The organism is Streptomyces sp. CNZ301, from assembly GCF_004217425.1.
In genome coordinates this window covers 103,118-129,176 of sequence record NZ_SHLG01000001.1, presented here as the reverse complement: position 1 = coordinate 129,176, position 26,059 = coordinate 103,118, and the positions used below count along the sequence as shown (strand labels likewise).

Annotated in this window: 20 protein-coding genes and 1 pseudogene; 8 read left to right on the top strand and 13 right to left on the bottom strand. The window is 70.6% G+C overall.

The window, feature by feature from the left end; genetic code table 11:
• Positions 1–170: 170 nt before the first annotated feature.
• Complete coding sequence (locus EV375_RS00575; RefSeq protein WP_130297676.1) at positions 171–1,223, top strand: phosphatidylinositol-specific phospholipase C domain-containing protein; 1,053 nt, start codon at positions 171–173, stop codon at positions 1,221–1,223.
• Positions 1,224–1,312: 89 nt separating this feature from the next.
• Here the strand turns inward: EV375_RS00575 and EV375_RS00570 are convergent, their stop codons facing one another.
• Positions 1,313–2,848, bottom strand: a complete 1,536-nt coding sequence (locus EV375_RS00570; RefSeq protein ID WP_130297675.1) for an ATP-dependent DNA ligase — start codon at positions 2,846–2,848, stop codon at positions 1,313–1,315.
• Between the two features lie 92 nt (positions 2,849–2,940).
• Positions 2,941–3,285: a DUF3140 domain-containing protein gene (locus tag EV375_RS00565; protein WP_130297674.1), complete on the bottom strand. Its 345-nt coding sequence runs from the start codon at positions 3,283–3,285 to the stop codon at positions 2,941–2,943.
• A gap of 507 nt (positions 3,286–3,792) precedes the next feature.
• Here EV375_RS00565 and EV375_RS00560 point away from each other — a divergent pair.
• The 5 genes from EV375_RS00560 (at position 3,793) to EV375_RS00540 (ending at position 7,827) form a co-directional block, all read left to right on the top strand.
• Complete coding sequence (locus tag EV375_RS00560) at positions 3,793–4,947, top strand: polyprenyl synthetase family protein (RefSeq protein WP_130297673.1); 1,155 nt, start codon at positions 3,793–3,795, stop codon at positions 4,945–4,947.
• Between the two features lie 216 nt (positions 4,948–5,163).
• Complete coding sequence (locus tag EV375_RS00555; protein WP_130301506.1) at positions 5,164–5,700, top strand: Dps family protein; 537 nt, start codon at positions 5,164–5,166, stop codon at positions 5,698–5,700.
• A 43-nt stretch (positions 5,701–5,743) separates the two neighbouring features.
• Positions 5,744–6,190 (top strand): SRPBCC family protein, encoded by a 447-nt coding sequence (locus tag EV375_RS00550; protein ID WP_130297672.1) that lies wholly within the window; start codon positions 5,744–5,746, stop codon positions 6,188–6,190.
• 107 nt (positions 6,191–6,297) lie between these two features.
• The gene (locus EV375_RS00545) at positions 6,298–7,416 is read left to right on the top strand and encodes a LacI family DNA-binding transcriptional regulator (protein WP_130297671.1); all 1,119 of its coding nucleotides are present in this window, start codon (positions 6,298–6,300) and stop codon (positions 7,414–7,416) included.
• A gap of 201 nt (positions 7,417–7,617) precedes the next feature.
• Positions 7,618–7,827, top strand: coding sequence for a hypothetical protein (locus EV375_RS00540; RefSeq protein ID WP_130297670.1), 210 nt, complete (start codon positions 7,618–7,620; stop codon positions 7,825–7,827).
• A 94-nt stretch (positions 7,828–7,921) separates the two neighbouring features.
• On the opposite strand, the gene EV375_RS00535 is transcribed toward EV375_RS00540, so the two are convergent.
• The 6 genes from EV375_RS00535 to EV375_RS00510 all read right to left on the bottom strand — a co-directional run bounded on the left by EV375_RS00535 (position 7,922) and on the right by EV375_RS00510 (position 15,097).
• Positions 7,922–9,547 carry an amidohydrolase gene (locus EV375_RS00535; protein WP_130297669.1) on the bottom strand — a complete coding sequence of 542 codons (1,626 nt, stop codon included), beginning with the start codon at positions 9,545–9,547 and terminating at the stop codon, positions 7,922–7,924.
• Entirely contained in the window at positions 9,544–11,079 is a 1,536-nt protein-coding gene (locus EV375_RS00530; RefSeq protein WP_130297668.1) for a sodium:solute symporter family protein, read from the bottom strand. Before EV375_RS00530 ends, EV375_RS00535 begins: the two co-directional genes overlap by 4 nt.
• On the bottom strand, positions 11,076–11,447 hold the full coding sequence (locus tag EV375_RS00525) for a DUF3311 domain-containing protein (RefSeq protein WP_130297667.1): 372 nt from the start codon (positions 11,445–11,447) through the stop codon (positions 11,076–11,078). The genes EV375_RS00530 and EV375_RS00525 overlap by 4 nt, the downstream gene beginning before the upstream one ends.
• Positions 11,448–11,514: 67 nt before the next feature.
• Complete coding sequence (locus tag EV375_RS00520; RefSeq protein ID WP_130297666.1) at positions 11,515–12,315, bottom strand: SDR family oxidoreductase; 801 nt, start codon at positions 12,313–12,315, stop codon at positions 11,515–11,517.
• A 32-nt stretch (positions 12,316–12,347) separates the two neighbouring features.
• Positions 12,348–13,832 carry an aldehyde dehydrogenase family protein gene (locus EV375_RS00515; protein ID WP_486588204.1) on the bottom strand — a complete coding sequence of 495 codons (1,485 nt, stop codon included), beginning with the start codon at positions 13,830–13,832 and terminating at the stop codon, positions 12,348–12,350.
• Positions 13,829–15,097 (bottom strand): M20 family metallopeptidase, encoded by a 1,269-nt coding sequence (locus EV375_RS00510; protein WP_130297665.1) that lies wholly within the window; start codon positions 15,095–15,097, stop codon positions 13,829–13,831. The genes EV375_RS00515 and EV375_RS00510 overlap by 4 nt, the downstream gene beginning before the upstream one ends.
• A gap of 180 nt (positions 15,098–15,277) precedes the next feature.
• Between EV375_RS00510 and EV375_RS00505 the strand changes: the two genes are divergently transcribed.
• On the top strand, positions 15,278–16,048 hold the full coding sequence (locus tag EV375_RS00505) for a FadR/GntR family transcriptional regulator (protein ID WP_130297664.1): 771 nt from the start codon (positions 15,278–15,280) through the stop codon (positions 16,046–16,048).
• Between the two features lie 50 nt (positions 16,049–16,098).
• On the opposite strand, the gene EV375_RS00500 is transcribed toward EV375_RS00505, so the two are convergent.
• Entirely contained in the window at positions 16,099–17,481 is a 1,383-nt protein-coding gene (locus EV375_RS00500) for an FAD-binding oxidoreductase (RefSeq protein WP_130297663.1), read from the bottom strand.
• Positions 17,482–17,772: 291 nt separating this feature from the next.
• Between EV375_RS00500 and EV375_RS00495 the strand changes: the two genes are divergently transcribed.
• On the top strand, positions 17,773–18,312 hold the full coding sequence (locus tag EV375_RS00495) for a flavoprotein (protein ID WP_130297662.1): 540 nt from the start codon (positions 17,773–17,775) through the stop codon (positions 18,310–18,312).
• On the opposite strand, the gene EV375_RS00490 is transcribed toward EV375_RS00495, so the two are convergent.
• The 4 genes and pseudogenes from EV375_RS00490 to EV375_RS00470 form a co-directional block, all read right to left on the bottom strand.
• Entirely contained in the window at positions 18,309–19,277 is a 969-nt protein-coding gene (locus EV375_RS00490) for an IS481 family transposase (RefSeq protein ID WP_130297661.1), read from the bottom strand. The two genes, EV375_RS00495 and EV375_RS00490, sit on opposite strands and share 4 nt — an antisense overlap.
• 491 nt (positions 19,278–19,768) lie before the next feature.
• Entirely contained in the window at positions 19,769–22,126 is a 2,358-nt protein-coding gene (locus EV375_RS00480; RefSeq protein WP_486588203.1) for a transketolase-like TK C-terminal-containing protein, read from the bottom strand.
• A gap of 235 nt (positions 22,127–22,361) precedes the next feature.
• The gene (locus EV375_RS00475) at positions 22,362–23,630 is read right to left on the bottom strand and encodes a C15 family peptidase (RefSeq protein ID WP_130297660.1); all 1,269 of its coding nucleotides are present in this window, start codon (positions 23,628–23,630) and stop codon (positions 22,362–22,364) included.
• Positions 23,631–23,942: 312 nt separating this feature from the next.
• A pseudogene (locus EV375_RS00470) lies at positions 23,943–25,557 on the bottom strand (FAD-dependent oxidoreductase).
• Positions 25,558–26,059: the final 502 nt, after the last annotated feature.

Sequence of the window (26,059 nt, the reverse complement as noted above, 5' to 3'; positions counted from 1 at the left end):
CCGCCCCCTCCCAGGGCCCCTTGCCGGGGAAGGTCTTCAGGCAAGGGGCCCCGGCGCGCCGCCTCCGATCTCTTCCCTGCTGCGCAGTTTCGCCGGGCACCGTACCGAGGCGCCTCAACCGCTCTACGCTGATGGTCTCTTGGACCCCCCACACCCCAAGGAATCAGCCGATGAGCAGATCCCGCCTGGCCGTCGCCATATCGACGGCCGCCCTGGTCACCGCCGCCACGGCGCTCGCCATTCCCGTCACGGCCCAGGCCGGGCCCGGGGAAGCTGCCGCCGCCACCTACGGTGACACCACGAGCGTCGGTGTCCACAACGCCTACGAGCAGGACAAATACGAGTACTTCGCGGACGCGCTCGACTCGGGCGCGTCCCTCCTCGAACTGGACGTGTGGACGAACGTCTTCGGCAAGGGCTGGCGCGTCTCCCACAGCAATCCGACCGGCAACGACAACAACTGCGAGAACGCGGCGTCGGCGGAGGAGCTGCGCACCAAGGAACGTGACCGGAGCCTTGACGGCTGCCTCGCCGACCTCCGGGCCTGGCACGATGCGCACCCCGGCCACCCGCCCGTCCTCATCAAGGTCGAGATGAAAGACGGCTTCTACGACAAAGCGGACCGCGGTCCGGACGAACTCGACGCGCTGCTCGGCGAGAAGCTGGGTGACGCGCTCTTCCGCCCCGCGGACGTCACCGGCTCCCACGCCAACCTGGACGAGGCCGTGGGCACTTCAGGCTGGCCCAGCCGGGAAGCCATGGCGGGCAAGTTCCTCTTCGAACTCATCCCGGGCACCGTCGAGGAGGACAACCCCGCCGACCACCTGTGGACGGACGAGGAGTACGCCACCCACCTCAAGGACCTCGCCGCCAAGGGCGCACTCGGCGAGGCCGGCGCCTTCCCCGCGGTGCACGGCGCCGAGAAGGGCGACCCCCGCACGGAGCGCTACGACGAGGCCCTGCGCCCCTGGTTCGTCGTCTTCGACGGCGATGCCGCCACGTTCACGGGCGGCGGCATCGACACCGCCTGGTACCAGGAGAACGGCTACCTCACGATCATGACCGACGCGCACAAAGTCGCCCCGGAGATCGACAACACCGAGCCGGGTGAACAGGAGGCCCGTGACCGGGTCACCCAACTCGCCGCCTCGCACGCGAGTTTCACGACCTCCGACTGGTACCCGCTGCCGAAGGTCCTCTCGATGGTCGTCCCGCGCGGCTGAACGGCCCCCGGCGCGACCGTTGTTCTGAAGCCACCTCGGCCGTGGGAGCGATGGACCGGTCTCCGGCGGCGTCCTCGCGCTCCGTCCGGCTACCGCTGGAGCGCGAGGACGTCGTCGACCGTGTCGGCGTCCGCGGCCCGCTTGTCCGTCCGGTAGCGCACCACGCGCGCGAAGCGCAGGGTCACCCCTGCCGGATACCGGGTGGAGCGCTGCAGCCCGTCGAGTGCGATCTCCACCACCAGCTCCGGCCGCACCGTCACGCCCCAGGGATGCTCGCGCTCCGTGATGCCGCGAAGCTGTTCGGTCTGCCAGGCCAGCAACTCGTCCGTGAGCCCCTTGAAGGTCTTGCCGAGCATCGCGAACGAGCCGTCCGGCCACCGGGCGCCCAGATGCAGGTTCGACAGACGTCCCGTGCGGCGACCGTGGCCCCACTCGGCGGCCAGCACCACCAGGTCGAGAGTGAAGACGGGCTTGACCTTCAGCCAGGAGGCACCCCTGCGCCCCGCGCTGTAGGCGGAATCCAGCGCCTTGACCATGACGCCTTCATGGCCCTCCTCCAGAACCCGCCGCGCGAACTCCTCGGCGGCGCGGCGCTCTTCGTCCGCCTGCGGATCACGGACGACCATGCGCCGCACCCGCAGGGACTCGGGGACGACTTGCGTGAGAGCCTCATGGCGCTGTTCCGCGTCAAGATCCACAAGGTCGCGCCCGTCGACGGAGAGCACGTCGAAGAAGCGCGGCGTGACCGGCAGCGTCTCCCGCGCCGTCGGCACGTCCACATGTGATCCCACACGCTGGGAGACCTCCTGGAACGGGCGCGGCCGGCCCTCCTCGCCCAGGGCGATCACCTCTCCGTCCAGCACCGCCCGCTGCGCATCCAGCCCGGTCACGATCTCCGCGAGTTCGGGAAGCCGGGCGGTGATGTCGTCCAGGGTGCGCGTGTAGATCCCGACGTTGTCACCGTCCTTGTGCACCTGCACCCGGATTCCGTCGAGCTTCTCCTCCACCGCGCACGGACCGAGCCGGTCCACGGCTTCCAGCACGTTCTTCGCGCTCTGCGCCAGCATGGGCTGTACCGGGCGGCCCGTCTCCAGCCGGAACGCCTCCAGCGTCGAGGGCCCTTCGGCCAGGAGCGCACGTGCCACCGCGCCGAGCGAGCCTCCGAACATCACCGCACGCCGTACCTGACCCGCAGGCACAGATACGGCCTCCGCCAGACCCTCCACGGCGAAGGCGTCCAGCGCTCCCTGCCGCAACTCGCCCGTGAGCAGCCGGAAGAGGAAACGCTGCTCCTCCTCGGTCGCCGCCGACATCAGTGCCGCCAGGAGCCGTTTCCGCTCGGCCTGGGCGCCCTTGCCGTGCACGGCGGCGATCTCCTCCAGCGCGGCGTCCACGCCTGTGATCGTCAACCGCGCCTCGGCTGAGGGCACATGGGACTCGGCGAGGGTACGGAAGCCCACCCCCGTCTTGCGCTGCGGCAAGCGCCCCGCCAAGTACGTGACGACCACCGGCACTTCAGCGGGCGAAGCGGCGCGGAACAGCTCCGCCAGGAGCGTCACCTTCTCCTTGCGCGAGGAGACTTCCGTGATCTCCCTCGATGTCCGGGCAATGTCGGCGAGCAGCATGACTCCATGGTCGCTCCGCCGCCCCGGCATCGCAGCATCCGGCGGAGGGGCGCGGCCCGGGCCGCGCACGGACGCCCCGGCCGCCCGTGCCGTCAGCGCTGCGGGTCGTGGCCCCAGTTCATGAGTGCGTAGCGCCAGTCCGTGTCGCTGATGTCGCCGCGCGGACGGTGCTTGAGCTGCCGGTCGATGTGATGGATCGCTCTGCGCATGTGGATCAGGTCGTCCGCGGTGAAGTCCGCCCTCGGAGTCCGCAGGAGCCGCACTATGCGCCGGCCCACGGCGTGACCGTGACTCTCGCGCTGGCCCTTGTGCCGGCCCACGTTGCGTGACCGCTCGGTATCCAGCCACTGCTCGAGCTGGCCCGCGGGAATGTTCACGGCCCTGGCGAAGTCGGCGAAGAGCGCCTCGTGCTGGTCCTGCTGCTTCATGTCACTCATGAGTCGCAACCCCCTCTGCCGCCGGTGCCTGTACGTCCGCGCGGTCTCCCCGTGGAACCGGTCCGCGGCCTTCCGCCGCCCTGACCGGAAGTGCCGGCGGAGCCGGAAGCCGACGGGATGACGGGCTCCGTACACGCGACGGTGCGCGTCCCTTCGGCGAGCTTGCGACGGACCCTGCCGAACGCCGCGCTCCCCTGAGTCCTCCAGCGCGGCCGGTTGCGCCCCGCGCTCCTTCTGCCCCTCGACATGGGTGTATGCCGCCTTTCACACCTTTCGTGCCTTTCAGGAGGCGAGTGCCCTCCCAGCTGCGGTGAATGCCTCCGCCTACACCGGCGGCGGCGACTCGTACGGGCGCACGCCTCCACGGACGGCGGTCCGGCAGGCGCACGGTGCGGACGTGCACCCCGGCAGCAGGGCTGAAAAACTCCTCGTACATCTTCCTTGACCGTCCGTGAGCGCGAACTGCGTGCCTGCGCTGCCGGGCCGATCTCCCGGGAAGGAGCCGCCATGCAGCGTCGGCCGAGCGCCCGTGTGCGCGAGGGGAACCAGGACGTCCGGGACGTCCGTACGCTCGGCCTCGACCCCGACCAGGACACGGCGGCCGTGATCGAGGCCCTGCTGTCCCGGCACATCGCGGTGCGCCGCGAGGAGGCCGCCCGCAGCAGCGACCGGTTCGCCGAGGACGTCATCGACCTGCTCGCCGACGTCGTCCTGCGCGGCGGCAGACGCACCCGCCCCGCGTTCCTGTGGTGGGGCTGGCGGGGCGCGGGCGGCGCGTCCCACGGAGCCGGCGCCGAGGCCGTCCTCAAGGTCGCCACCGCACTCGAACTGATCCAGGTCTGTGCGCTCATCCACGACGACCTGATGGACGGGTCGCTGCTGCGGCGGGGAGCGCCCGCCGCCCACGTCGCCTTCGCCAACCAGCACCGGGCGGCGGGCCTGCGCGGCAACCCCGACGCATTCGGTGCCTCCGCCGCCATCCTCGCCGGGGACCTCGCCCTGGTGTGGGCGGACGACCTGTTCGAGACCGCCGGGCTCGACAGCAGGGCGAGGCGGGCCGTCGGTCCCGCCTGGCAGGCCATGCGCACCGAGACGATCGCCGGTCAGTACCTGGACCTGTACGGGCAGGGAACCGGCGTCGACTCGCCCGAGGAGTCGCTGCGGGTCGCCTACCTCAAGAGCGGCCTCTACACCGTCGAGCGGCCTCTCCATCTGGGCGCGGCCATGGCGGGCGCCGACGCCGACCTCATCGCCGCGCTGCGCCGGGCCGGGCGCAGCGCCGGCGTCGCCTTCCAGCTGCGCGACGACCTGCTCGGTGTCTTCGGAGGGCCCGCCCGGACGGGCAAGCCGGCGGGCGACGACATCAGGGACGGTGCCTCCACGTATCTCGTGGCCATCGCGCTGCAGCGGGCCCGCGCGCACGGCAGGCACGAGGCCGAGCAGCAGCTGCGCGCCGCGCTCGGCAACCGGGAGCTGGGCACCGACGAGCTCCAGCGGATCCGGGAACTGCTCACCGGCCTGGGTGCCGTCGCCGCCGTCGAGGCCCGCATCGGCCAGCTCACCGCGGCCGCACTCACCGCCCTGGACCAGGCGGACCTGGCGCCGCCCGCCGAGCAGCGGCTCAGCCGGCTCGTACGCAGTGTCTCGGCGCCGCCCGCCTGACCGTTGCTCCGGCAGCACGTGACAAGGCGCCGGTGCGCACGGGCAGCCGGGGCCTCGCGCGTACCGAATGGCGGACCGGCGCCGCTCCCGGCGCGCGGGAGGGCGGGAGCGGTGTTGGCATGGGGGGAAGCCGCCGGCCCGGGGCGGACCGTCCATGCCGAGAGGGAGTCAGCCGTGCCAAGGAGCGCACCCGAACCGAACTACACGGTCCCCGGCATGTCCCAGCAGGAGGGCGGAGACGTCATCCGGCTGCTGACCATGCGTCTGCACGCTCTCAACGATCTCGCCCTGACCCTCAAGCACATCCACTGGAACGTGGTGGGCCCGCACTTCATCGCGGTGCACGAAATGCTGGACCCGCAGGTGGACTCCGTACGGGAGATGACCGACACCACTGCGGAGCGCATCTCCACCCTCGGCGGTTCGCCGCACGGCACCCCGGGTGTTCTCGTGGCCGAGCGGCAGTGGCAGGACTACGCGATCGGCCGCGCCGAAGCCATCGAGCATCTCGGAGCCCTGGACCTCGTCTACAGCGGGGTCATCGAGGACCACCGGCGCGCGGTGCGCGCCACCGAAGAGAGCGACCTGATCACCCAGGACATGCTCATCGAGCAGCTGCGCAGCCTCGAACTCTTCCAGTGGTTCGTCCGTGCTCACCTGGAGAGCGCCGGCGGTTCGCTGAGCACCGCGAGCGCCAGTTCCGAACGGGACGCCGCGAGCAAGGCCGGCAAGCAGGCCCGCAAGCAGCCCTGAACGGCGTCGGCCGCGAGGGAGCGATCAGAGGCAGGGAGAGACGATGGCCGGACAGTTCGAGGTGACCACGGAGGTCGATCGTCCCATCGAGGAGGTCTTCGCCTTCCTCGCCGACGGCGAGAACGACCCCGAGTTCAGTCCCAGGGTGCTGGAGATGGTCAAGGTGACGGACGGGCCGACCGGGGTGGGCACTGTGTACAGGAGCACCGTCAAGGACGCGGGGGTGCGCACCCGCCGGGAGTTCCGCATCACGGAGTTCGAGGCACCCACCAGGATCCGCTGGACGGAGACCTCGGAGAATCTGGTGACGGCGGAGGAGGGCGGCTACGACCTCGAACCGGCAGGGGAATCCAGCACGCGTGTGCGGCTCTTCAACTCGCTGACCGGCCACGGCGTCGGGAAGATGATCGCCGGGGTCGCGCTGAACGCCGCGCGCAAGGACGCGGACGACTTCGGCCGGCGCATCAAGCAGGCCGTCGAAGCGGCCTGAACCAGCCGCCCGCAGAAAAACAGTTGGACAGTCCCTGGCGTACCCCGCTACTGTATCGATACAGACTTAATCGATACAGAAGAACGGTGGGCGGGGAGGTGGGGGCGATGGAGTCGCGGGGAAAGCGGGCCACGCTGCAGACCGTGGCGGACGAGGTCGGGGTGTCGCGGACGACCGTCTCCAACGCCTACGGACGTCCCGACCAGCTCAACAAGGACCTGCGCGAGCGGATCTTCGACGCCGCCCGGCGCCTGGGCTACCCCGGTCCAGATGCGGCGGCACGTTCACTGCGCCGGGGAAGGGCCGGAGCGATCGGGCTGCTCTTCACGGAGACCCTCTCCTACGCTTTCGCCGATCCGTACTCCGTCGGCTTCCTGCAAGGCGTCGCCGAGGTCGCGGAGGCCTCCGGAACCGGCCTGCTCCTCATTCCCATGCCGCCCCGTGCCTACGGCCCGAAAACGGCCGACAGGGATGCTCCGGTGCCGCCCGGCACCGACCATCCGGAAACAGCCGTACGCAACGCGGTGGTCGACGGTTTCTGTCTCTACTGCGTGCCCGTAGGCCATCCCGCCAAGGCACTGATCCGGGCACGGGGCCTGCCGATGGTGACCACCGACGAGAGGGACGATCCCTCGATCCCGTACGTCGGCATCGACGAACGGGCTTCGGCGCGGCTCGCCGCTGAGCACATCGTCCGGCTCGGCCACCGGCGGATCGCGGTGATGGTCGATCAGGTCGTCGCACCGGGCACCTCGGGCCCCGCGACCGTGGAGGAGCAACTCGCCTCCGACTGCGGGGACTTGCGCGGCCGTCTCGCCGGCTACCGCGACGCCCTGGACGAGGTGGGAGTCGACTGGCGGAGCGTCCGCGTCGTCGCCGCGGGCCGCAACTCCCGCTCCGCTGCGGCCTCCGCGGCCTCCCACTGCCTCGATGTCGCCGAGCGGCCCACCGCCGTGCTCGCGATCGGCGACGTACTCGCGCTCGGGGTGCTCGACGCGTGCGAGCAGCGAGGGCTCGTCGTGGGGCGCGACATCTCCGTGGCCGGCTTCGACGACGTCCCCGAGGCGGAGCGGGCCCGGCTGACGACGGTGCGCCAGCCCATGGGGGAGAAGGGCCGCATCGCCGGGCGGCTGCTGCTCGAACCGCGGGAGGAGGAGAAGGTGCCCCGCATCAAGCTCCCCACCGAACTGGTCGTACGCGCCACCACCGGCCCCGCACCCCACTGACCCGGACGACCCCGCCTCAGCCCACCACGACCCTCGGCCGACGCCGATCCCCGGCCCGCCCGGTCCCGGAAGTTCCCGATTCGCGGGAGAACAGGACGACTTGGCCCCTGTGCACGGCTTTGCCCAGGCCTTCCCTCCGTGCACGCGACCAGATCGGCCACACCCGGCCGAATCCGAACCGCTCATCCGAAAGGAGAGGAAATGATCCCGATAGAAGGGCCCCTCGTCGCGGACGCCACCCGGCACATCGCACACTCCGCGCTGCCCGACGCACCAGTCGTCCCCGACCAGGAGAAGCCGCCGAAGACACACCGGTCGCGGAAGAGGCTCGCACGGACGCTGCGATCCCTCGCCGACCGCCTGGAGCCGTCGCGCTGCGTCGACCCGCCGCTCCAGCCGCGCACCCAGTGAGGAAGGGCAGGCGGGGGAGCAGAAGGGCCGGGCGGCCCCTTCGGGCCGCCCGGCCCTTCCACCAGGTCCTGTACCGCGGATATTGCGCCCGAGCTCATGCCTCGTGGACGCACTCACCCCCCACGTAGGTGGCCCGGACCGGCACCGACGCGATGTCGTGGGGCTCCGCGGTGAGTATGTCCTCGCCCAGGACGGTGAAGTCGGCAAGGTATCCGGGTTCCAGACGCCCTTTCCGTCCGGCGGTGCCTTCGGCCTCGGCCGAGCCGAGTGTGAAGACCGCCAGCGCCTCCTCCGCGCTGATCCGCTGCGTGGCGCCGACAGTCACACCGTCGTCCATGCCTTCGCGGGTGACCATCGACTGGATTCCGAGCAGCGGCTGGTAGGGACCGCACGGGTAGTCCGACGAGCCCGCCACCGTGACACCGGCGTCCAGGAAGGAACGGTGCGCGAACATCCGCTCGGCGCGGTCCGGGCCGTACCAGCGGTTGAGCGCACCCCCGTGGTATGCCGCGTAACCCGCGAACGGCACGGCGACCGCCGAGAGTTCACGCATCCGCGTCAGGATCTCCGCGTCGACGATGCTGCAGTGTTCGATGCGGTGCCGCAGTCCGGGCCGGGGCATCTCCCGCTGCGCCGCTTCGAACGCGTCGAGGACGAGACGGATCGCCGCGTCCCCGTTCGCGTGCACACCGATGCGGCTGCCGTCGCGGTGCACGGTGCGGACCTGCGAGAACAGCTCCTCGGTCGGTGTCGTCTGCAGACCGTGGTCGTCCGAGTCCGCGTAGGGCTCTGCCAGCAGGCAGGTACGGCCGCCGATCGCACCGTCCGTGAAGGCTTTCACGCCGACGATCCGCAGCATGTCGTCGCCGAAACCGCTTCCGACACCCAGGGCCTGCGCTGCAGCGTAGTGGTCGATGGAGAGCAACATGCCCACGCGCAGGGTCAGTTCGCCACGGGCGCGGGCCTGCCGCAGCAGAGCGATGTCCTCCGGAGCGATCAGGGCGTCGCACACCGACGTCAGCCCGGCCGCGTGCCACTGCTGCTGTGCGCGTGTGAGGCCGCGGAGTTTCTCCTGCGGTGAGCTGGGCCGCAGCGGCGAGGCGCCACCACGAGCCGTGGCGGGATAGACGACGTTCATCAGGGCCCGTTCGACGAGCCGTCCGTCGAGTCGTCCGTCCGCGTCCCGTCCGAAGTCGCCGCCGTCCGGCGGGACGGAGTCCTCGTCGATGTGCAGGGCCCGCAGTGCCGCGGAGTTGGCGACTCCCCAGTGGCCCGCGACCTGCACGACGAGCACGGGGTGGCCCGGCGCCGCCCGGTCCAGGTCCCAGCGGGTGAGAGGTCCCGTCTTCGTGTCGTCGTAGCGGCTTCCGCGAATCCATTCCCCGGGAGCCGCCCGCGCCGCCTCGGCCCGTACCTGGCCGAGAAGATCCTCGACGCCGGAGACGGCTCCGGCCGACAGGTCGAGATGCAGCAAGTCCTCGGCGGCGATGGCGAGATGGATGTGCGCGTCGTTGAGTCCGGGCACGAGCGCCGCGTCGCCGAAGTCGACCTCCTCGGCGCCGGGGAAGCGCTCCCGCAGCTGCGACACCGTGCCCGTGGCGGTGATCCGCCCGCCGGCGGCGGCGACTGCCTCCGGCTCGGGGCCTCCGCGCGCCTGCTGGCTGACCACGCGGGCGGCGCGGTAGAGCACGGGACGCAGCTCGTCGAGCACCGTGGTCATGTGACCTCCCCCGCAACGGGCGCCGGATGGGCGGCTGTTGATTGCGCCGACTCCCGACGGCCCGCGGGCGGCCCGCCCGCGGCGGGACGCAGCGCGGTGACGGCGCCCGTCACGGCGAGGTTCGCCGCCAGAGCGATGATGCCGCCGTTGATGCCGTTCAGCGGGTCGTTGTCGGTGGCCCACAGCAGCGTCATCACCGTCAGGCCCACCAGCATTCCGGCGGCCGCCGCGGACGTCGGCATGCGGCGCCAGTACAGCGCCAGCAGCACGGCGGGAACCAGCTGCGCCAGCCCCTCGTAGGAGAGAACGGACAGCTGGACGAGCGTGTTGGGGAAGAACAGTGCCCCCGCCAGCGCCAGCAGCCCCGCCAGGAGACACACCAGCTGCGAGAGCCGTTTCGTGCGGATGTCGTCGGCCGGTGCCGAGCCGCTGCGGCGGCTGCGCGGGTCGGCACCGTTGCCGCCGCCCAGCAGGGTGCGGCCCCACAACGTGCCGATGGCCAGCATGAACACACTCATCGGCACGATCGCCGAGAGCGCCCCCGCCACACCGATGACCGCGACCAGGGGAGCGGGCAGCGCCTCGGTGACGAGTGCGAACAGAGCCAGATCCGGGTTCTCTAGGTTCGGCACCACGAACAGCGCAGTCGCGCCGACCATCATCGGTATGAACAGCAGCAGTTGGTACCAGGGCAGCAGAACGGCGTTGCGCCGCAGGGCATTCGGCGACCTGGCACTGAGATAGCCGGCAACCGTCGTCGGGAAGATCGTGATGGTCACGGCGTTCAGCAGAAGGGTCGTGACGAACCACGTACCGTCGAGGCCGCCCGACTCGTGGCCGGGGAAGGTCAGCCACTCCGGCTTCTCCGTCACCATCCGGTGCATCAAGTCGCCCAGTCCGTCAACGAAATGGACGGGAACGTACACCGCGAGGAAGACCACCACCGCGATCACCAGGACATCCTTGAGGGCGCTGACCCACGCCGAGCCGCGCAGACCGGAGATCAGGATGAACACCTCGGCGACGACGAAGGAGATGACCGCCGCCACACGCAGATCGATGCTGCCGTACGTCATGGCGTTGACCACGACGCCCATGCCCTGAATCTGCACCTGGATGTAGGGGACGATGAAGACGGTCGCGACCACCGCGACGAGCATCCCCAACGGCCGGGAACGGAAGCGGTGTTCGGCCATGTCGGCTATCGAGATCAGCCGGTGACGGCTCGCGTACGTCCACAGGGCGGGTCCCACCACGTACGCCACGGCGAAGCCCGTCGTCAGGTACGCCACCAGGTAAAGGATCGGCACACCCATGGAGAACGACCAGCCGGCCGTGCCAAGGAAGGAGAAGCTCGTGTAGGTCTCCCCGGCCATCAGCAGCCAGATGAACAGCACGCCCAGACCGCGGCTGGATACCGACCACTCCGCCAGGCCCTTGTCGCGGCCGCGTGCGCTGAGCAGTCCCACGACGATGGTCGCCACCATCGCCAGCCCGAAGATCGTCGTCGCCGTCGCTGCGGAGGAACTCATGCCGCACCTCCGGCCGTTCCGCGCTCCCCGGTGGCCGCTGCGGCCCCGCCGGGGACGTCGTCGGCGTCGTCCGCGGGTATCGGCTCCAGCGCGTCCGCCCGGTAGGCCGGGTCGAGGCGGGCCGCGAGCCAGATGATCAGGGGACTCACGAGGGACGCCATGATGATCCACGCCAGCAGGAACGGCAACCCGAGGATGCGCGGCTCGATGCTGTTGGCAACGACAGGCGCCGCGCAGTACAGCACCCCCGGCACGGCCAGCAGCCACAGCGAACGGCGGCGCCTGTCGGCGGCGGGCAGGGCACGGAAGGGCAGCCGGGCCTGCCGGCCCGCGCCTTCCTGCTCCGCGTCTGGGAGGCTGTCGGACATATCTCTCCTTCTGTGGCGCTCTGTGCTCTGCTCGCTTGCCCGGGCCCCGGGCCGCCGCAGGAACCCGTCACACGGACGGTTCGTAGCGGCCGTCCACCGCGGTCCAGCCGCCGTCCACGGCCAGGACGCTGCCCGTGACGTACGTCGAGGCGTCGGAGACGAGGTACGTCACGGCGCCCGCGATCTCCTCCGGCCCCGCCCACCGTCCGAGTGCCGACGCCTGCGCATAGGCGTCGTACCACTCGGGATCGGCGGCGATCTGATCTGTCAGCGGAGTGCGCACCACGCCCGGCGCGACGGCGTTGAAACGCACCCCGCGCGGCCCCCACTCCGCGGCAGCGGTACGCAGCAGCTGAACCAGCCCCGCCTTCGAGGCGGCGTAGACGCTCTGCCCCGCCTCCACCTGGAAGGCCCGCATCGACGCCAGACCCACCACACTGCCCCGGCCGCGCTCGGCCATCGCCGGTGCCACCGACTGCACGAGCGTCAGGTACGCCCGCAGATTCAGCGAGACGACCCGGTCGAAGTCGGAGAGCGTGTAGTCCGCGATCCGCTTGCGCACATTGGCGCCCACGGTGACGACGAGACCGTCAAGGAGGCCCCACCCGGCCACGGCGCTGCGCACGGCACCCTCGTCCAGCACGTCGAGGTGGTGCACGCTGACCGGACCCGTACGGGAACCGGGCGCCGGCCGCTCACCGGCGGCGAGCCTCGCCGTCTCCTCGGCGCCCCGCAAGTCGACGTCGGCGACCAGCACTTCGGCGCCCTGCGCGGCCAGCGCCCGCGCCGACTCCCTGCCGATTCCGCTGGCTCCGCCGACCACCGCCACCCGCCTGCCGTCGAGCCGGAACAGGTCCGCGTACGCCACTGAAGCCTCCTCTGTCCTGCCGTGCGCGGCGGTCACCGGCGGAACACCGCCATCCGCGTCACCGTCATCTCCTCGATCGCGAACCGCGGTCCCTCGCGGCCCGTGCCGGAGTCCTTCACACCGCCGTACGGCGCGATGTCGCAGCGGTAGCCGGGCACGTCGTTGATCACCACGCCTCCGGTCTCCAGTTCCTCCACGGCCTCGAACGCCGCGCCCAGGTCCCGGGTGAAGACCGCCGCGTGCAGCCCGTATCGGCTGGCGTTGACCGTCGCGTACGCCGCATCCAGGTCCGGCACTGCCCGCAGACACACCACCGGACCGAAGATCTCCTCGTCCCAGGCGGGTTCACCGTCGGGCACACCGGTCAGCAGCGCCGGTGTGACGCACCGGCCGCTGCGCTCACCGCCGTGCACCACCCGTGCCCCCGCCGTGCGGGCACGCTCGATCCACGAGCACACCCGGTCCGTGGCGGCCTCGTCGATGAGCGCCGAGACGCGCGTGTCCTCGTCTCGCGGATCACCGACGACGACGTGCGGCAGCCGCTCCGCGATTCGCCGCTCCAGGTCTCCGGCGACCTGCTCCACGGCGATCACCCGCTGAACCGAGATGCACGCCTGGCCCGAGGCGTAGAAACCGCCGCGCACGACGGCGTCGGCCGCAGCGTCGAGGTCGGCATCTTCGGCCACCACGAGCGCCGCGTTGGAGCCCAGTTCCAGAACAACCCTGCGGGGCGCCGCCTGGCGGGCGATACGGTGCCCGATCTCGGCGGACCCCGTGAAGGAGACAGCCGCCACCTGCGGATGCGTTGTCAGGGCTTCCCCCACCGCGGCGTCGCCGGTGACCAGCTGCACCGCGCCCGCCGGCGCGCCCGCGGCCGTGAGCTGCTCCCGTACGAGACGGACCAGCCACAGTGTGGCCAGTGGTGTCGCCGGAGCGGGCTTGACGATGACGGGGCAGCCCGCGGCGATCGCCGGGGCGATCTTGTGCGAGGCCAGCATCATCGGGTAGTTGAAGCCGGCTACGCCCACGACGACACCGACGGGACGCCTCGTCCAGAACCCCGTCATGCCGTCGCCGGAAGCCAGCCCGTCCAACGGCACCGTCTCACCGTGCACGTGGAAGACCTCGCCGGCCGCGGCCTCCCAGGTGGCCACTGCCCGCACCACCTCGGTGCGGCAGTCCGCGCGGGGCTTGCCCGTCTCCAGCACGAGCAGGTCCTCCATGCCGCCGGCGACTTCCTCCAGCGCGGCGGCGACACCGGCGAGAACCTGCCTGCGCACCCGCGTGGGCAGCTTGGCGACCTGCCTGCGCAGCTCCGCGGCGTGCCCGGCCGCCCGCCGGGCGAGCGCCGCGTCGCCGACCGGGGCGAGAGCGACTTCGCTGCCGTCGTAGGGGAACCGCACCGGCTCACTGAGGGAGGCCGGCACCCGGTCGTCGCCGACGGGAAGCGAATCGGTCAGGCCCTCCGGGAGCGCGGCCGCATGCGCGGAACGGCCCGGACCGGGAGCGGGGGTCACCGCGGGCCCCCCTTCGCTCCGGCCGTCAGGAAGTGCCGGGCCGCCGCCGCGTAGACCCTTGCGTACTCACCGATCTCCGCCACCTCGACGTACTCGTCCTTCTGGTGCGCGATCCACTTGCCGCCCGGCCCGTAGACGACGGTCGGCAGCCCGGCGTCCCGCGTGAGGACGGTCCCGTCCGTGGTGCCGGGAACCGCCCCGAAGGCTGGCGGTGAGCCGTGCTCGTCGCGGTGCCCCGACACCAGCGCCGTCACGACGGGGTGGTTCTCGTCGATCTCGATGGCGGGCCGGTCGTCGACGACGGTCAGCTCGACCGTCACTCCCACGGTGCCGGCGGCGTCGTCGGCCGCCTGCCGCACCCTTCCGATCAGCTCCTCATGGTCCGTTCCCGGGACCGTCCGCACATCGACGCCGACCATGCCGTGTGCCGGGATGACATTCAGCTGGCCCGGGTCCCCGGCGTGCAGCACGGTCGGAGTGACGGTCACCGAGCCGGCGTGCGGGTGGGTGCCGAAGCGCCGCACCGCCCACTCCTCGACACCGGCCAGCGCCTCGACGATCCGTGCCCCGGCGACCAGGGGGGAACGCGCCTCCTGCGGCATCGCCCCGTGTGCCATCACCCCGGTGAGAGCGAGGCGGATGCGGATGCCGCCCCGGGCCGAGGTACACACCTCGTACCCCTCGGGCTCGCAGACGATGACCCCGTCCACCGCGGCGGCGTGCGGCGAGGCCGCGAACGCCTTGGCGCCGAGCATCATCCCCTCCTCGTCGCACAGCACCCCCAGCACGATCCGTCCGGGGAACGGGCCGGCCAGCTCCAGGGCCCGCACGCCGTGGATCATCGCCGCCAGACCGGACTTCATGTCGGCGGAGCCGCGACCCCACAGCCTGCCGTCGCGGATCTCCCCGCCGTACGGATCGACGCTCCAGTCCTCCTCGCGCCCCTCCGTCACGACGTCGGTATGGCCCTCGAACATCAGCGTCGGCCCGTCACCCCCGCCGCCCTCGACGAACGCGACGAGGTTCGTACGGCCAGGCGCGACCTCGGTCACCTCGTGCTCCCAGCCGAACTCCGTGAACAGAGCTGCGAGAAGGCGGACCGCCGGCCCTTCCACGTCCTGCGCACCCGCATCGCTCACTGTGCGCAGCCGCACCAGGTCGCGGGTGAGACGGACAGCGGCCTCCGCGTCGACCGCCGGAAGCGGTGGAGCAGCGGGAGCTGCATCGGGACCTGTGTCGGGACCGGCACCGGGACCGGAATGCATGCGCGACCTCCATGAGTGCTGGCCAGAGCACCAGGGCGACTGGTCAGACCAGTTGATTTCCCGTACTCTCCTAGCACGCTCACGCGTCGGTCAAGGGGGAAGACGGCGCTCGTCCTTCCGGACCGTGCCTGTCTCCGTGAGCAGCAGAGCCGCAATCGACCGGGACGACGAGGGGAAAGCATGTCCGCCGAGGGAGCCGTCTTCCGTCCGGTGGAGCCGGTGCGCGCGTACCAGCGTGTCGCGGAGCAGATCGAGGAGCGCATCCTGAGCGGCGACCTGCCGCCCGGGTCACGGCTGCCGGGGGAGCGCGAGCTGGTCAGTCAGTTCGCCGTCGGACGCTCCACGGTCCGCGAAGCCCTGCGCGTATTGCAGTCCGCGGGGCTGGTGCGCTCCCGCCCGGGAGATCCACTGGGCGCCGAGGTCCTGGGTGTCACGCCGGACAACCTCAGCCGGACACTCGGACGCCTCGCCCGCTCCCACCTGTCGACACTCGGCGAACTCGTGCAGTTCCGCATGGTGCTCGAAGCCGAGAGCAACAGGCTCGCGGCCCGGTTGCACAGTGAGAGCGACCTGGAGCGCATGGAGGAGCAGATCCGGCGGATGGAGGCGCTGAGCGCCGACGAAGCCGGTCTGCACGCCTTCAGCGAGGCCGATGCGCTCTTCCACCAGGCGGTCGCCGAAGCCAGCCACAATTCGCTGCTCGGGCTGTGCGCACGTGCCGTGCACGACGCCGTCGTCGAAGTCATCGAGGGGAAGATCGCGGCCGCAAGTGAGACGACCGTGTGGATGGAGCGCTCCATCACCCACCACCGGCACGTCCTGGCGGCGATCCGCGACGGCGACGCCGAGCTTGCCGCCCGCCTGGGGCGGCAGGCGCTCTACGACTACTACGCCGACCACGTCGAGGAAGGTACTCGCCGGCTGCTCGGCGCGGCCCTCGACGAGCAGTGACCCGGGCCTGCACCCTGTGACCGGGCAGCCGGGCGGAGAGCCGAGACCGTTCAGGCCGCCGGCGTGATGTTGTGGTTGAGCCGGAAGACGTTCTCCGGGTCGTACTGCGCCTTGACCGCCGCCAGCCGCCGGTAGTTCTCCGGCCCGAAACCGGCGACGACCCGGTCCCGGCCCTCCTGGCCGATGAAGTTCAGATAGACGGCGCCGCTCGCCCAGGGCCTCATGTCCTCGCGCAGGCCACGGGCCCACTCCTTCGCCCTGGCGTCGTCAGCGGGATCCTCCCAGAGACCGAACGGATGCACCGTCCACGCGGCGCTGCGCCAGGGCAGCGGATACAGCTCCGCGCCCCGGGCGACCGCGCCGCCCTGCGGGAAGAGCACGTGCTGCGACGGTGAGGGCACAACCATGTCGTGAGCCCGCGCGCAGAAGAGGCCGACAGCCTCGTCGGGGAAGGCGTCGAGATGCTCCGCGGACCAGTAGTTGCGGTAGCCGGGCGGGTCGTCCAGCATGCGCTGCACCTGCGCGTAGGGCATCTGCTCGATCAGCTCGCCCGTGTGCCCGAGGCGTAGCATGGGAGCCATGACGTCACGGGCCTCCGCCTCCCGGCCCGTGTACGTGATCAACGACGCGCACGCGAGCTTCCCCACCAGATCCTCCGGGACGGGGGGTTCCTCGCCACCCGTGAGATAGATCAGCCCTCCTCCGGCCTGATCCGGCGCGGCCTCCATGAAGTCCCGGTAGGCGCGCACGACTTCGGGTCCGGCAGCCGCCGGCCATATCAGCAGTGCGGCGGTCAGCGCCGGCAGCGGATGCAGTCGCAGTGTCATGGACGTCGCCACGCCGAAGTTGCCCCCGCCGCCGTGCAACGCCCAGAAGAGTTCGCGGTTGTTGTGACCGGTGGCCCGTACGAGCTCACCGTCTGCGGTCACGAGCTCGACGGCCAGCAGATTGTCGCAGGCCAGGCCGAACTCCCGCTCCAGCCAGCCCGAGCCTCCGCCGAGAACGAAGCCGCCGACGCCGGTCGTCGAGACCCGCCCACCGGTCGTGGCCAGTCCGTAGGGCTGAGTCGCCCCGTCGAGGTCGGCCATGGTGGCACCGCCGCCCACACGCACGGTGCGGGCACCGGGGTCGACGGTGACGCTGTTCATATGGCGCAGATCCACCACCAGCCCGTCGGAGATCGAGTTGCCCGCAACGCTGTGACCTCCGCCGCGCACGGCGATCTGCAGCCCTTCCTCTCGGCCGTACGCGAGGGCCCGGGCGACCTCGGCCTCGTTGCGGGGCAGGGCGATCACGGCGGGGGAGCGGTCGATCATGGCGTTGAAGACGGGCCGGGTCCCCTCATAGGCCGGGTCGTCGGGCGTGAGGATCTCGCCCGTGAACTTCTTGCGCAGCTCGTTCAGCGCGCTGTCGTGCAGCATCCGGGACGCCATGATGTCCCCCTTCCTCTACTTTCGACCGTAACGCTCAGCGGGGAGTGACGGGGGTGACCCGGTACGTCCTGTACGTCCAGGACGGCGCCGCGCCCGCTCTGCCCGGCGCCTCCGGAGAAACCGGACCCGGAGCGGAGTCCATCACCCACCGGAACCCTTCGGCGCGGTGGGCGTGCCGTCGGACTCCGGCCGGGGTTGCCCGCGTGCGACGCCGCTGCCCCGGGTGCAAGGCAGCGATGGGCTCATCCTGCAAGCAGGTCCGGGTGCGGTCCGCTGTGGTGGGATATCCGCATGGCTTCCCCTGTGCTGCACCTCCTGGCCTCCGCCGCGCCGCCGGTGGTCGACCTCGTCGACATCGTCCGGCGTGCGCAGAGCCGTGGCTGGACCGTATGCGTCGGACTCACGCCCACGGCCGCCGAATGGATGGAGGGGCAAGTGTCCGCGCTCGAGGAGCAGACCGGGCACCCGGTGCGCAGCACTCCGCGCAAATTCGACGAGCGCGAGGTGTGGCCCGGCGCGGACGTCACGGTCCTGGCACCGGCGACGCTCAACACCGTCAACACGAGCGCTCTCGGACTCACGACGAACTTCGTCACGGGCCGCGTGGTCGAGGCCGTCGGCAAGCAGTGGCCGCTGGTGATGATGCCGTGCGTCAACAGCGCCTACGCCACACACCCGCAGTTCGCCACCAGCATTGAGACGCTGCGGAACGCAGGCGTGCGCGTGCTGTTCGGCGAGGGCGGCTTCGAGCCGGACCCGCCGGGGGAGGGCGACCGGAGGACCTACCCGTGGGCACTCGCCCTGGACGCGGCCCGTTCTCTGGCGGGCTAGCTGTATTGACCTGATGCGTTGTTCACACGGCTGATCGGTGGCTTGCCTTCGAGTGCGGTGTGGCAGCGATGGTGGTTGTAGCTGTGGAGGAAGTCTGTCAGCGCTGTGGCGCGTTGGTCGTTGGTGGCGTAGGGCCGCAGGTAGGCCCATTCATCGAGCAAGGTGCGGTTGAAGCGCTCCACTTTCCCGTTGGTCTGCGGCCGGTAGATGCGGGTGCGCTTGCCGACCGCGCCGAGATCGGTCAGGGCTTGCTTCCACAGGTCGCTCTTGCGGTAGGACCAGGCGTTGTCGGTCAGCACCCGTTCGATGCGGTCGATGCCCAGCGTGGCGAAGTGGGCTGCCGCCCTGCGCAGGAAGGCAGCGCACGTGGTGGCCTTCTCATCGGGATGGATCTCGCTGTAGGCGAGGCGGGTGTGGTCATCGACGGCGGAGTGAATGTAGTCGTAGCCGGTGCGGCGACGGCTTTGCGGCCGGGCCGCCCGGGCCGCCTCCCGGCCGTGGATGCGCCAGCCACCGCCGTCGGGGATGCGCCCGAGCTTCTTCACATCGACGTGGACAAGTTCGCCGGGCCGGCTGCGTTCGTAGCGGCGGATGAGCCGGCCGGTGGGCCGGTCCAGCCAGGACAGACGGTGCAGGCCATGGCGGGTCAGGACCCGGTGGACGGTGGAGGGCGGCATACCCAGGATCGGGCCGATGCGAGCAGGCCCGAGTTTGCGCTCGGCCCGCAAGGCGCAGATGCGGGCCTCAACGCCCGGCGGTGTGCGGTTCGGCAGGTGGTGCGGGCGGCTGGAGCGGTCGGCCAGGCCGGTATCGCCCTCTGCAGCGAACCGGCGTATCCACTTGTGCGCGGTGGTGCGCGAGACGCCCATCTGGGCAGCCACATGCGCTACCGGAAACCCCGAGCGGACACGTTCGACCAGCAACCGCCTGCCGTGCACGGTCAGCCGGGCATTACGGTGGGACACGAAGACCTCCGTTGTGCGGTGAAGCCTAGACACCTCCACCACACCGGAGGTCTTCGCCATGATCAAGACCTGCGGGCGTCAACAACGCTCATGATCAATACAGCTAGCGCCGAACACCTGCTCAGGCGGGCCGAGTTCGTGAGACGCCTGCTCCGCGGGCGGGTTCAGGCCCGGTCGAGCCAGTCGTTGCTCGTTTAGCGTGCGGCTGCGAAGCTCCGCGCCTGCGGGAAGAACCCATCGAAGCCGTGGAACCTCCGGCCCACACGCGCAGTTCGGCCTGCGCTCCGGCGGGCCCAGGTCCCGGTGGCGTACTCGATGTCCTTGTCCCTGGCGTCGCCGCCGGGGACAAGGACATCGAACGAGACTCGTTCCTCTCACGCGTCCGGCCCCGGCGGGCCCTCCCGAGCACTGCCGGCCCGAGACGGAGTCGTCGCGGTGGCCGAAGAATCCGATGACCGTCCGCTGCCGTCGCAGACGCGCGGCACCGTCCGTCAGTCCGCCAGGTCCAACGCCGCCGCAACGATTCCGTCGGCGTCGATGCCGTGGTGGCGGTGGACGTCGGCGAGACTGCCGCTCTGCCCGAAGCCGGTGACACCCAGCGCGCGCGCCGGCACCCCGTTGACGCCCGCGAGGAACGCAAGCGTGTGCGGATGCCCGTCGAGGACGGTCACCAGCGGACGGGCACGCTCGGGGGGAAAGGTCTGACCGAGGATCCAGTCCGGACCCTCCTGCAGGCCCTGCCGCGCCTGCACGGCACGGAAGAGAAGGTCGGGACTGGTGACGCACACGACGTCCGCGCCGATGCCGAGCTCCTCCAGACGGTCCGCTGCGGCGACCGCCTCGGTGACCATCACGCCGGCGGCGGCGATGGTCAGCGACGGATTCGCGTGGCGGCGCAGCGGATATCCGCCGGCCACGGACTGCCTGCGCCGCCGCTCCCGCGCTGCGGAGTCGGCCGGCACGGCTGCCAACGACTGGTCCACGGGACGCGTGGACAGCCGCAGGTACGTCGAACTGCCCCCGGCCCTGCCGAGGTTGGCCAGCCCCGCCAGCAGGCACCACTCCAGGTCGAGGGCGAAAGCCGGCTCATACGCGGTGCAGCCCGGCTGCTCCAGGCCGATCGAGGGTGTGATGACCGACTGGTGGGCGCCGCCCTCCGGTGCGAGACTCACCCCCGAAGGCGTCCCTACGAGAATCGACTGCCCGCCCGCGTACATCCCGAACGACCACGGCTCCAGGGCACGGCCCACGAACGGGTCGTAGACCACACCGATCGGCAGCAGCGGCGTTCCCCACCGGCTCCACGTGGCACCCAGCTCACCCAGCAGCCCCACCAGATTCGTCTCCGCGATGCCGAGCTCGATGTGCTGGCCGCCCGGCTGCTCGCGCCAGTGGAGAATGGTCTCGGCATCGTCGTCGAACCAGTCCCGGCGCTGCGTTGCGGACCAGGTGCCGACCTTGTTCAGCCAGCCGCCGAGGTTCGTCGTCGACGCGACGTCCGGGCAGACCGTCACCACGTGCCCCGCCGCCTCCGGAGCCTCCCGCGTCAGATCCAGCAGAGCCCTGCCGAGAGCCTGCTGCGTCGAGCCCTTCCCGGAGGGTGTGCGTCCGAAGTCCGAGGGCAGTGCCGGGGGTTGCTGCGAGGGCGTGTCCTGGCGGCGCAGCCTCGCCGCCGTGCGCTCGCACAAAGCGGCCTCTGCGCTGCCGCGAGGGAAACGGGCCCAGGGCGCGTCCGCGTCGGCGCCCACGCGTGCGGCGAGCTCCTGCATCTGCTCACCGGTCAGCAGTGCCGAATGGTTCTGCGGGTGTCCGGCCGTGGGCAGCCCGTGGCCCTTGACGGTGTAGGCGAAGACGACGGTGGGCCTGGTGTCGTCGATCCTCGAGTAGGCGTCGATCAGCGCCCCGAGGTCGTGCCCGCCGAGATTGCGCAGGAGGGAGACCACCGAGTCGTCGTCGAGCCCGGCCAGCAGCTGGGCGATCGCCTCGCGCCCGGGCCCGGACCCCGGCAGGCGCTCCCGCAGGTGCGCGGCGGAGCAGCGCAGCAGCCGTTGGTACTCCGGGTTCGTCATCTCGTCGATGCGGGTGCGCAGGGCATCGCCGCCGGTTCGTGCGAACAACTCCTCCAGCAGACGCCCGTACTTGACCGTGAGGACCTGCCATCCGGCCGCGTCGAACATGCCCTGCAGGCGGGTCGCCGAGATGTTCGGCACGACCCGGTCCAGCGACTGCCGGTTGAAGTCGACGATCCACACGATCTCGCCCAGGTCCGCCACCGCCGGGTCGAGCACCGCCTCCCAGCAGGCGCCCTCGTCAAGTTCGGCATCCCCCAGCAGCGAGTACTGCCGGCCCGTAGTGCCGCCGCCGAAGCGTCCGTTCACATACCGGCGTGCGATCGCACCCCAGATCGGGGCAGTGGCGCCGATGCCGACCGAACCCGTCGAATAGTCCACCGGGTCCGGGTCCTTCTCCCGGCTCGGATAGCTTTGCAGCCCGCCGTAACTGCGCAGCGTCGTCAGATACGACTCGTCCAGTTCACCCAGCAGATAGTTCACCGCATGCAGGACGGGCGAGGCGTGCGGCTTGACCGACACGCGGTCGTCGCGGCCCAGTTCGTGGAACCAGAGAGCCGTCATGATCGACGTCATGGAGGCGCTGGAGGCCTGATGGCCGCCGACCTTCAGCCCGGACGGGTTCGGGCGTACGCGGTTGGCGTGGTCGATGACCGAAGTCGCCAGCCACAGCACACGCTGCTCGACCGCCGCAAGCGTCTCCAGGTCGGGCGCGCCGGAACGCCGAGCGCCTTCGCCGGCCGCCGAAGCCGCCCCTGCCATGTCGTCAGTGGTCTTCATGCCGCCCGTCCGAAGCGTCGAAGTCAGCAGATTGCATCAATATGACAGCAGGGTGACGATGGCCGCACAATCACGACGCATGCCACTGAGCAATCTGCACAGCAAGCAGGCTGAGCGGGCCCGTGAGGTTGAGCATTGTGACAGGCGATCAGTCCCTGCCGGTCTCCGAGTCGGGGCCGACCCGGGTCCAGCGAGGCACGACTGGATCCGCCGTCCCCACCGTCGGGAGAGGTGCTCAGTGCTCGGCCGCAACTCGGAGAAGTGAGCGGACCTGGCTGACGATGGCCCGCCGATTCTTGAGGAACTCCGGATCGGTGATGGTGCCCGTCGCCGGGTCGGTGTTCTCCGAGCCGAACTCGAGGACAGGAGTGTGCACATGGCCACCCGGAATATCCAGACCGAGCCTGTCGCGCAGTAGCGTCGCACGGTAGGCGATCTCGTTGGACAGGTAGTCCCCGCCGCCCCCTTCACGCGCGGTGGAGCCCTCGGTAGGACCGTCGGGCCGCTTCACCGGCTCACTCGCGCCCGCCGGAATCTCGACCACCGCCGTGTTGTCCTGAACGGGGAAGCGGCCCGTCGGCGCGGATGCGATGTCCTTGAAGGGAAGCGTGGTGGTCGTCCACTGAGGCTGCGCAGGGGCGTCGGACACCGGGACCGTCCCGGTCGCGGAGATGTTGTTGTTGTCGGGAAAGGTCCCCCGCCAGGCCCCGTTGTAGCGCTCGACGTCGAACCGGCCGGGCCGGCCCTGGCTGATGGTGGCGAACAAGTTCACTTCCGGCAGATGCGGCCGCAGAGCCTGCTCGACCATGCCGTCAGTGAAATCCGCCCAGCGCACGGGGAAGAGGGCCGTCTCGATCCTGACCGGACCCTTCTTGGTGCGGATCACCGTGCCGTCCATCGCCAGGGCGCTCGCCCCCGAGGGATTACTGATCCGAATGTCCTCGTCCAGCGTGAACGGGTCGAACCCGGTGACCAGCATCCGCTTCAGTCGCTTCTCCTCACCGGCCGGGAAGTCGATGGCATCGTGGCCGCGCGAGCTTTGCTCCAACCGCTCGTGCAGCGCCGAGCGTTGGGCACCGGGGAGCTCAAAGCCGGGCCGCCACTGCCGCAACGCCGCCGTCATCCCGAGCCGCGCCCAGTACAAGGGCCGGTCATCCGCTCGGCTCAGGTCCCCGCCGGCCGGGCCGCGGCCCTGAGCCCGCTCAACCGCCCGCTGCCACAGCCGATGCCCCCACCGCGCTACCACCTCCTGTGCCTGCCCGTAGGAGCCGGCAGCGCACAGAGCCCGTGCGAAGTCGGAGGCCACCGAGTCGAAGCCGGAACGGTGCAGGATCTCCTGCGGCACCGGTTCGGGCAGGCGCTGCTCCTCCACAGTCAGCGGCGCCGAAAGATCGCTGCACCCGGCGGGTTGCGCGGCCAGTGCAGGCGTCATGGGCAAAGCGGTGCTCACGACAGCGGTGCTCACTATCACGACGGCGACCAATTGCGCGCGCGCACTTCGCATCCGGATCTCCTCTGCGGGTTTTGTCGAGGTGATTGAGGGCGGGAACCCGGTGCGGAGAGGGGCGGGTGCACCGGTGCCGGTGGCCCCGGTGGTGGAGGATCCCGGCGGGTTGGAGCGGTGGTCGGATGGGCGTGGTGTTCTGGCCGTGGGGGTCAACACGCCTGTGGTGTTCGGCGTTCAAGGGTAGTTGCGCTGGTGTGCGGGGGTGTCGATTTCGGTTCTTGAGTGCGCTGGCGCGGGGTTGGTGTCTGGTTGGCGGGCGGGTCCGGCGGGGTGGTGGCTGTGTTGGGCCGGGGCATTCTTGGGTTGTTGTTATGGGTGGGGTGGGTGGGGCCAGGTGTGTTGGATGCCTTCGTGGTTGAGGAGTTGGGTGTATTGGTGGCGGAGGGTTGTGTGGTGGTGGACGTGGTGGGGTTGGGTGTGGTGTTCGAGGCAGAAGGCGGCCAGCAGGGACGATGCCTCGCCGATGTTCCATTCGGTGGGGTGGAGGCGTAGGCAGCCGTTGGAGATGTGGGTGGTGCCGGCGTTTTTGCAGGCGGGGAGGAGGTTGCGTATCCGGACCGGGAGGAGAGCGCCGAGGGGGATTTCGAAGGGGACGCTGTCGATGTCGATGTAGGTGTCGCCGCCGGTGGTGGGGTGGAGGTCGATGCGGTAGGAGCCGATTCCTACCGAGTCTTCGTGGTGGGGGTTTTTGCCGAGGGTCTTCACCACGTTGGCTGCGACGTGGTTTTCGGTGATGGTGTGGAGTGCGCGGATGCGGCGGGATTCGCGTATGTAGGGTGCTTTGGCGAGGCCGTCTGTGGTGCCTGTCACGTCGCCGCGTAGTTGTAGGCCGGGGAAGCCGGTGCCGCCGTCTGTGCGTGGTGCTTCGGTCTGTAGCCAGTACAGCAGGGAGAGGCTCAACTGGCGTGCCTGGTGCAGGTGGTGGGCGGCTTCTTCTTCGCTGGTGTCCACGATCGGGCCGAGCCAGTAGTCGTTCATCGGCCAGTTGACCAGGGTGATGTCGGAGCTGAAGGAGCCGGGGGTGTGCAGTCCGGCGGCGAGGATGCGGCGGAACATCCACAGTTCCCGGTCGCCGTTGTTGCGGGCGGGGTCGGTGAGTTCGTCGATGGGGTCGCCTGGTGGGTTGGGGTCCAGCCACCGCTGGTAGGGCTCCAGGGTGCTGGGGATGGGGGCGAGGAAGCCCAGCAGCGGTCCGGGCCAGAATTCCGGCCGGTAGGTGCGCCAGTGTTCGTAGGTGGCGGGGCGGTCGATGGTGTGGTCTTCTCCGTCGTGGTGGGAGAGGGCGAAGGTGACGGTGAAGCTTTGGATGTTGGCCGGCTGCGCTGTGGCCGGTGCGTGTGCTTCGCCGTGTTCGTCGGCGCTCTCGGCGCCGATGACGTACTCGGCGCCTGCGGCGGGGAGTACGTCGCCGTGTTCCGTGGCGTCGAGGAAGAACGGAGCGCATGCCCAGACCGTCTCGCCGTCGGGTCCGGTCACCTGCAGTGCCTCCACCCAGTCCCCGTCGCGGACGGCGGCGGTCACACGGTGGTTGAGCAGTATCTTCAGGCGCTGCGCTGCCACATGCGGGGCGAGCGTGGCCTCGATCACCGCCAGCGCGACGCGCGGTTCGTGGCACAGTCCGGATACTCGTGCGGCGCCCGGGTTGAGGGTGCGCCAGGCACGCGCCCGTTCGGTGAGCGGGTACCAGGTGCGGTAGTAGGAGCGGATGTCCTGGCGCAGCCGGCGGTAGGAGGCTTGTGCACCCGTACTGCTCGATCCAGGGATGCTCGTCGGGAGGCACGGCCTGTGAGGTGAGCTGGCCTCCCAGCCAGTCCGTCTCCTCGGTCAGCAGCACCCGGTGCCCGCGGCGGCACGCCGCCAGCGCCGCTGCCACACCTCCCAGGCTCCCGCCGGCGACGACGAGATCCGCTCGTATCTCACGCATGTCTGCCGTGCTCTCTTTCTGTGCTGGTGTGAGGGCGCCGCACCGGTTGCGGCGGTACGAAGGACCCTTTACCGGGCGGCGGTACTTCATGACCGTGTTCGGCGGTGAGTTTGTCGCAGGGGACGCCGGGGCGGTAATCGAGGGTGTCGAGGATGAAGGGGCAGTGGGTGACGGGGGATGATGTTCGGCCGGGCACCGGAGCGGGTGCTGCAGGAAGTGCGGCGCGTCCTCGGCGTGCGCGGTCAGTTCCTCGAGTGCGGTGACGGTTGCGTTCGTGGGTCTGGCGTCACCTGTGGCGGGGGTCCTGCAGGAGGGCACGGGTGTCCTGCGGGCCGGGGTGGAGGCGCCGCATGAGCTGCACGAATGCGAGCATGCGCAGCTTTTGCGGCCGGTACGTGCCAGGCCCCCGTGCCGGGCGGCCGGTGTGACGATGCCGGTTCGTCGTAGTGGTGCAGCGCGGAGGTGGCCATGCCGGCCCTGCGGGCCGCTTCGCCGATTCCCG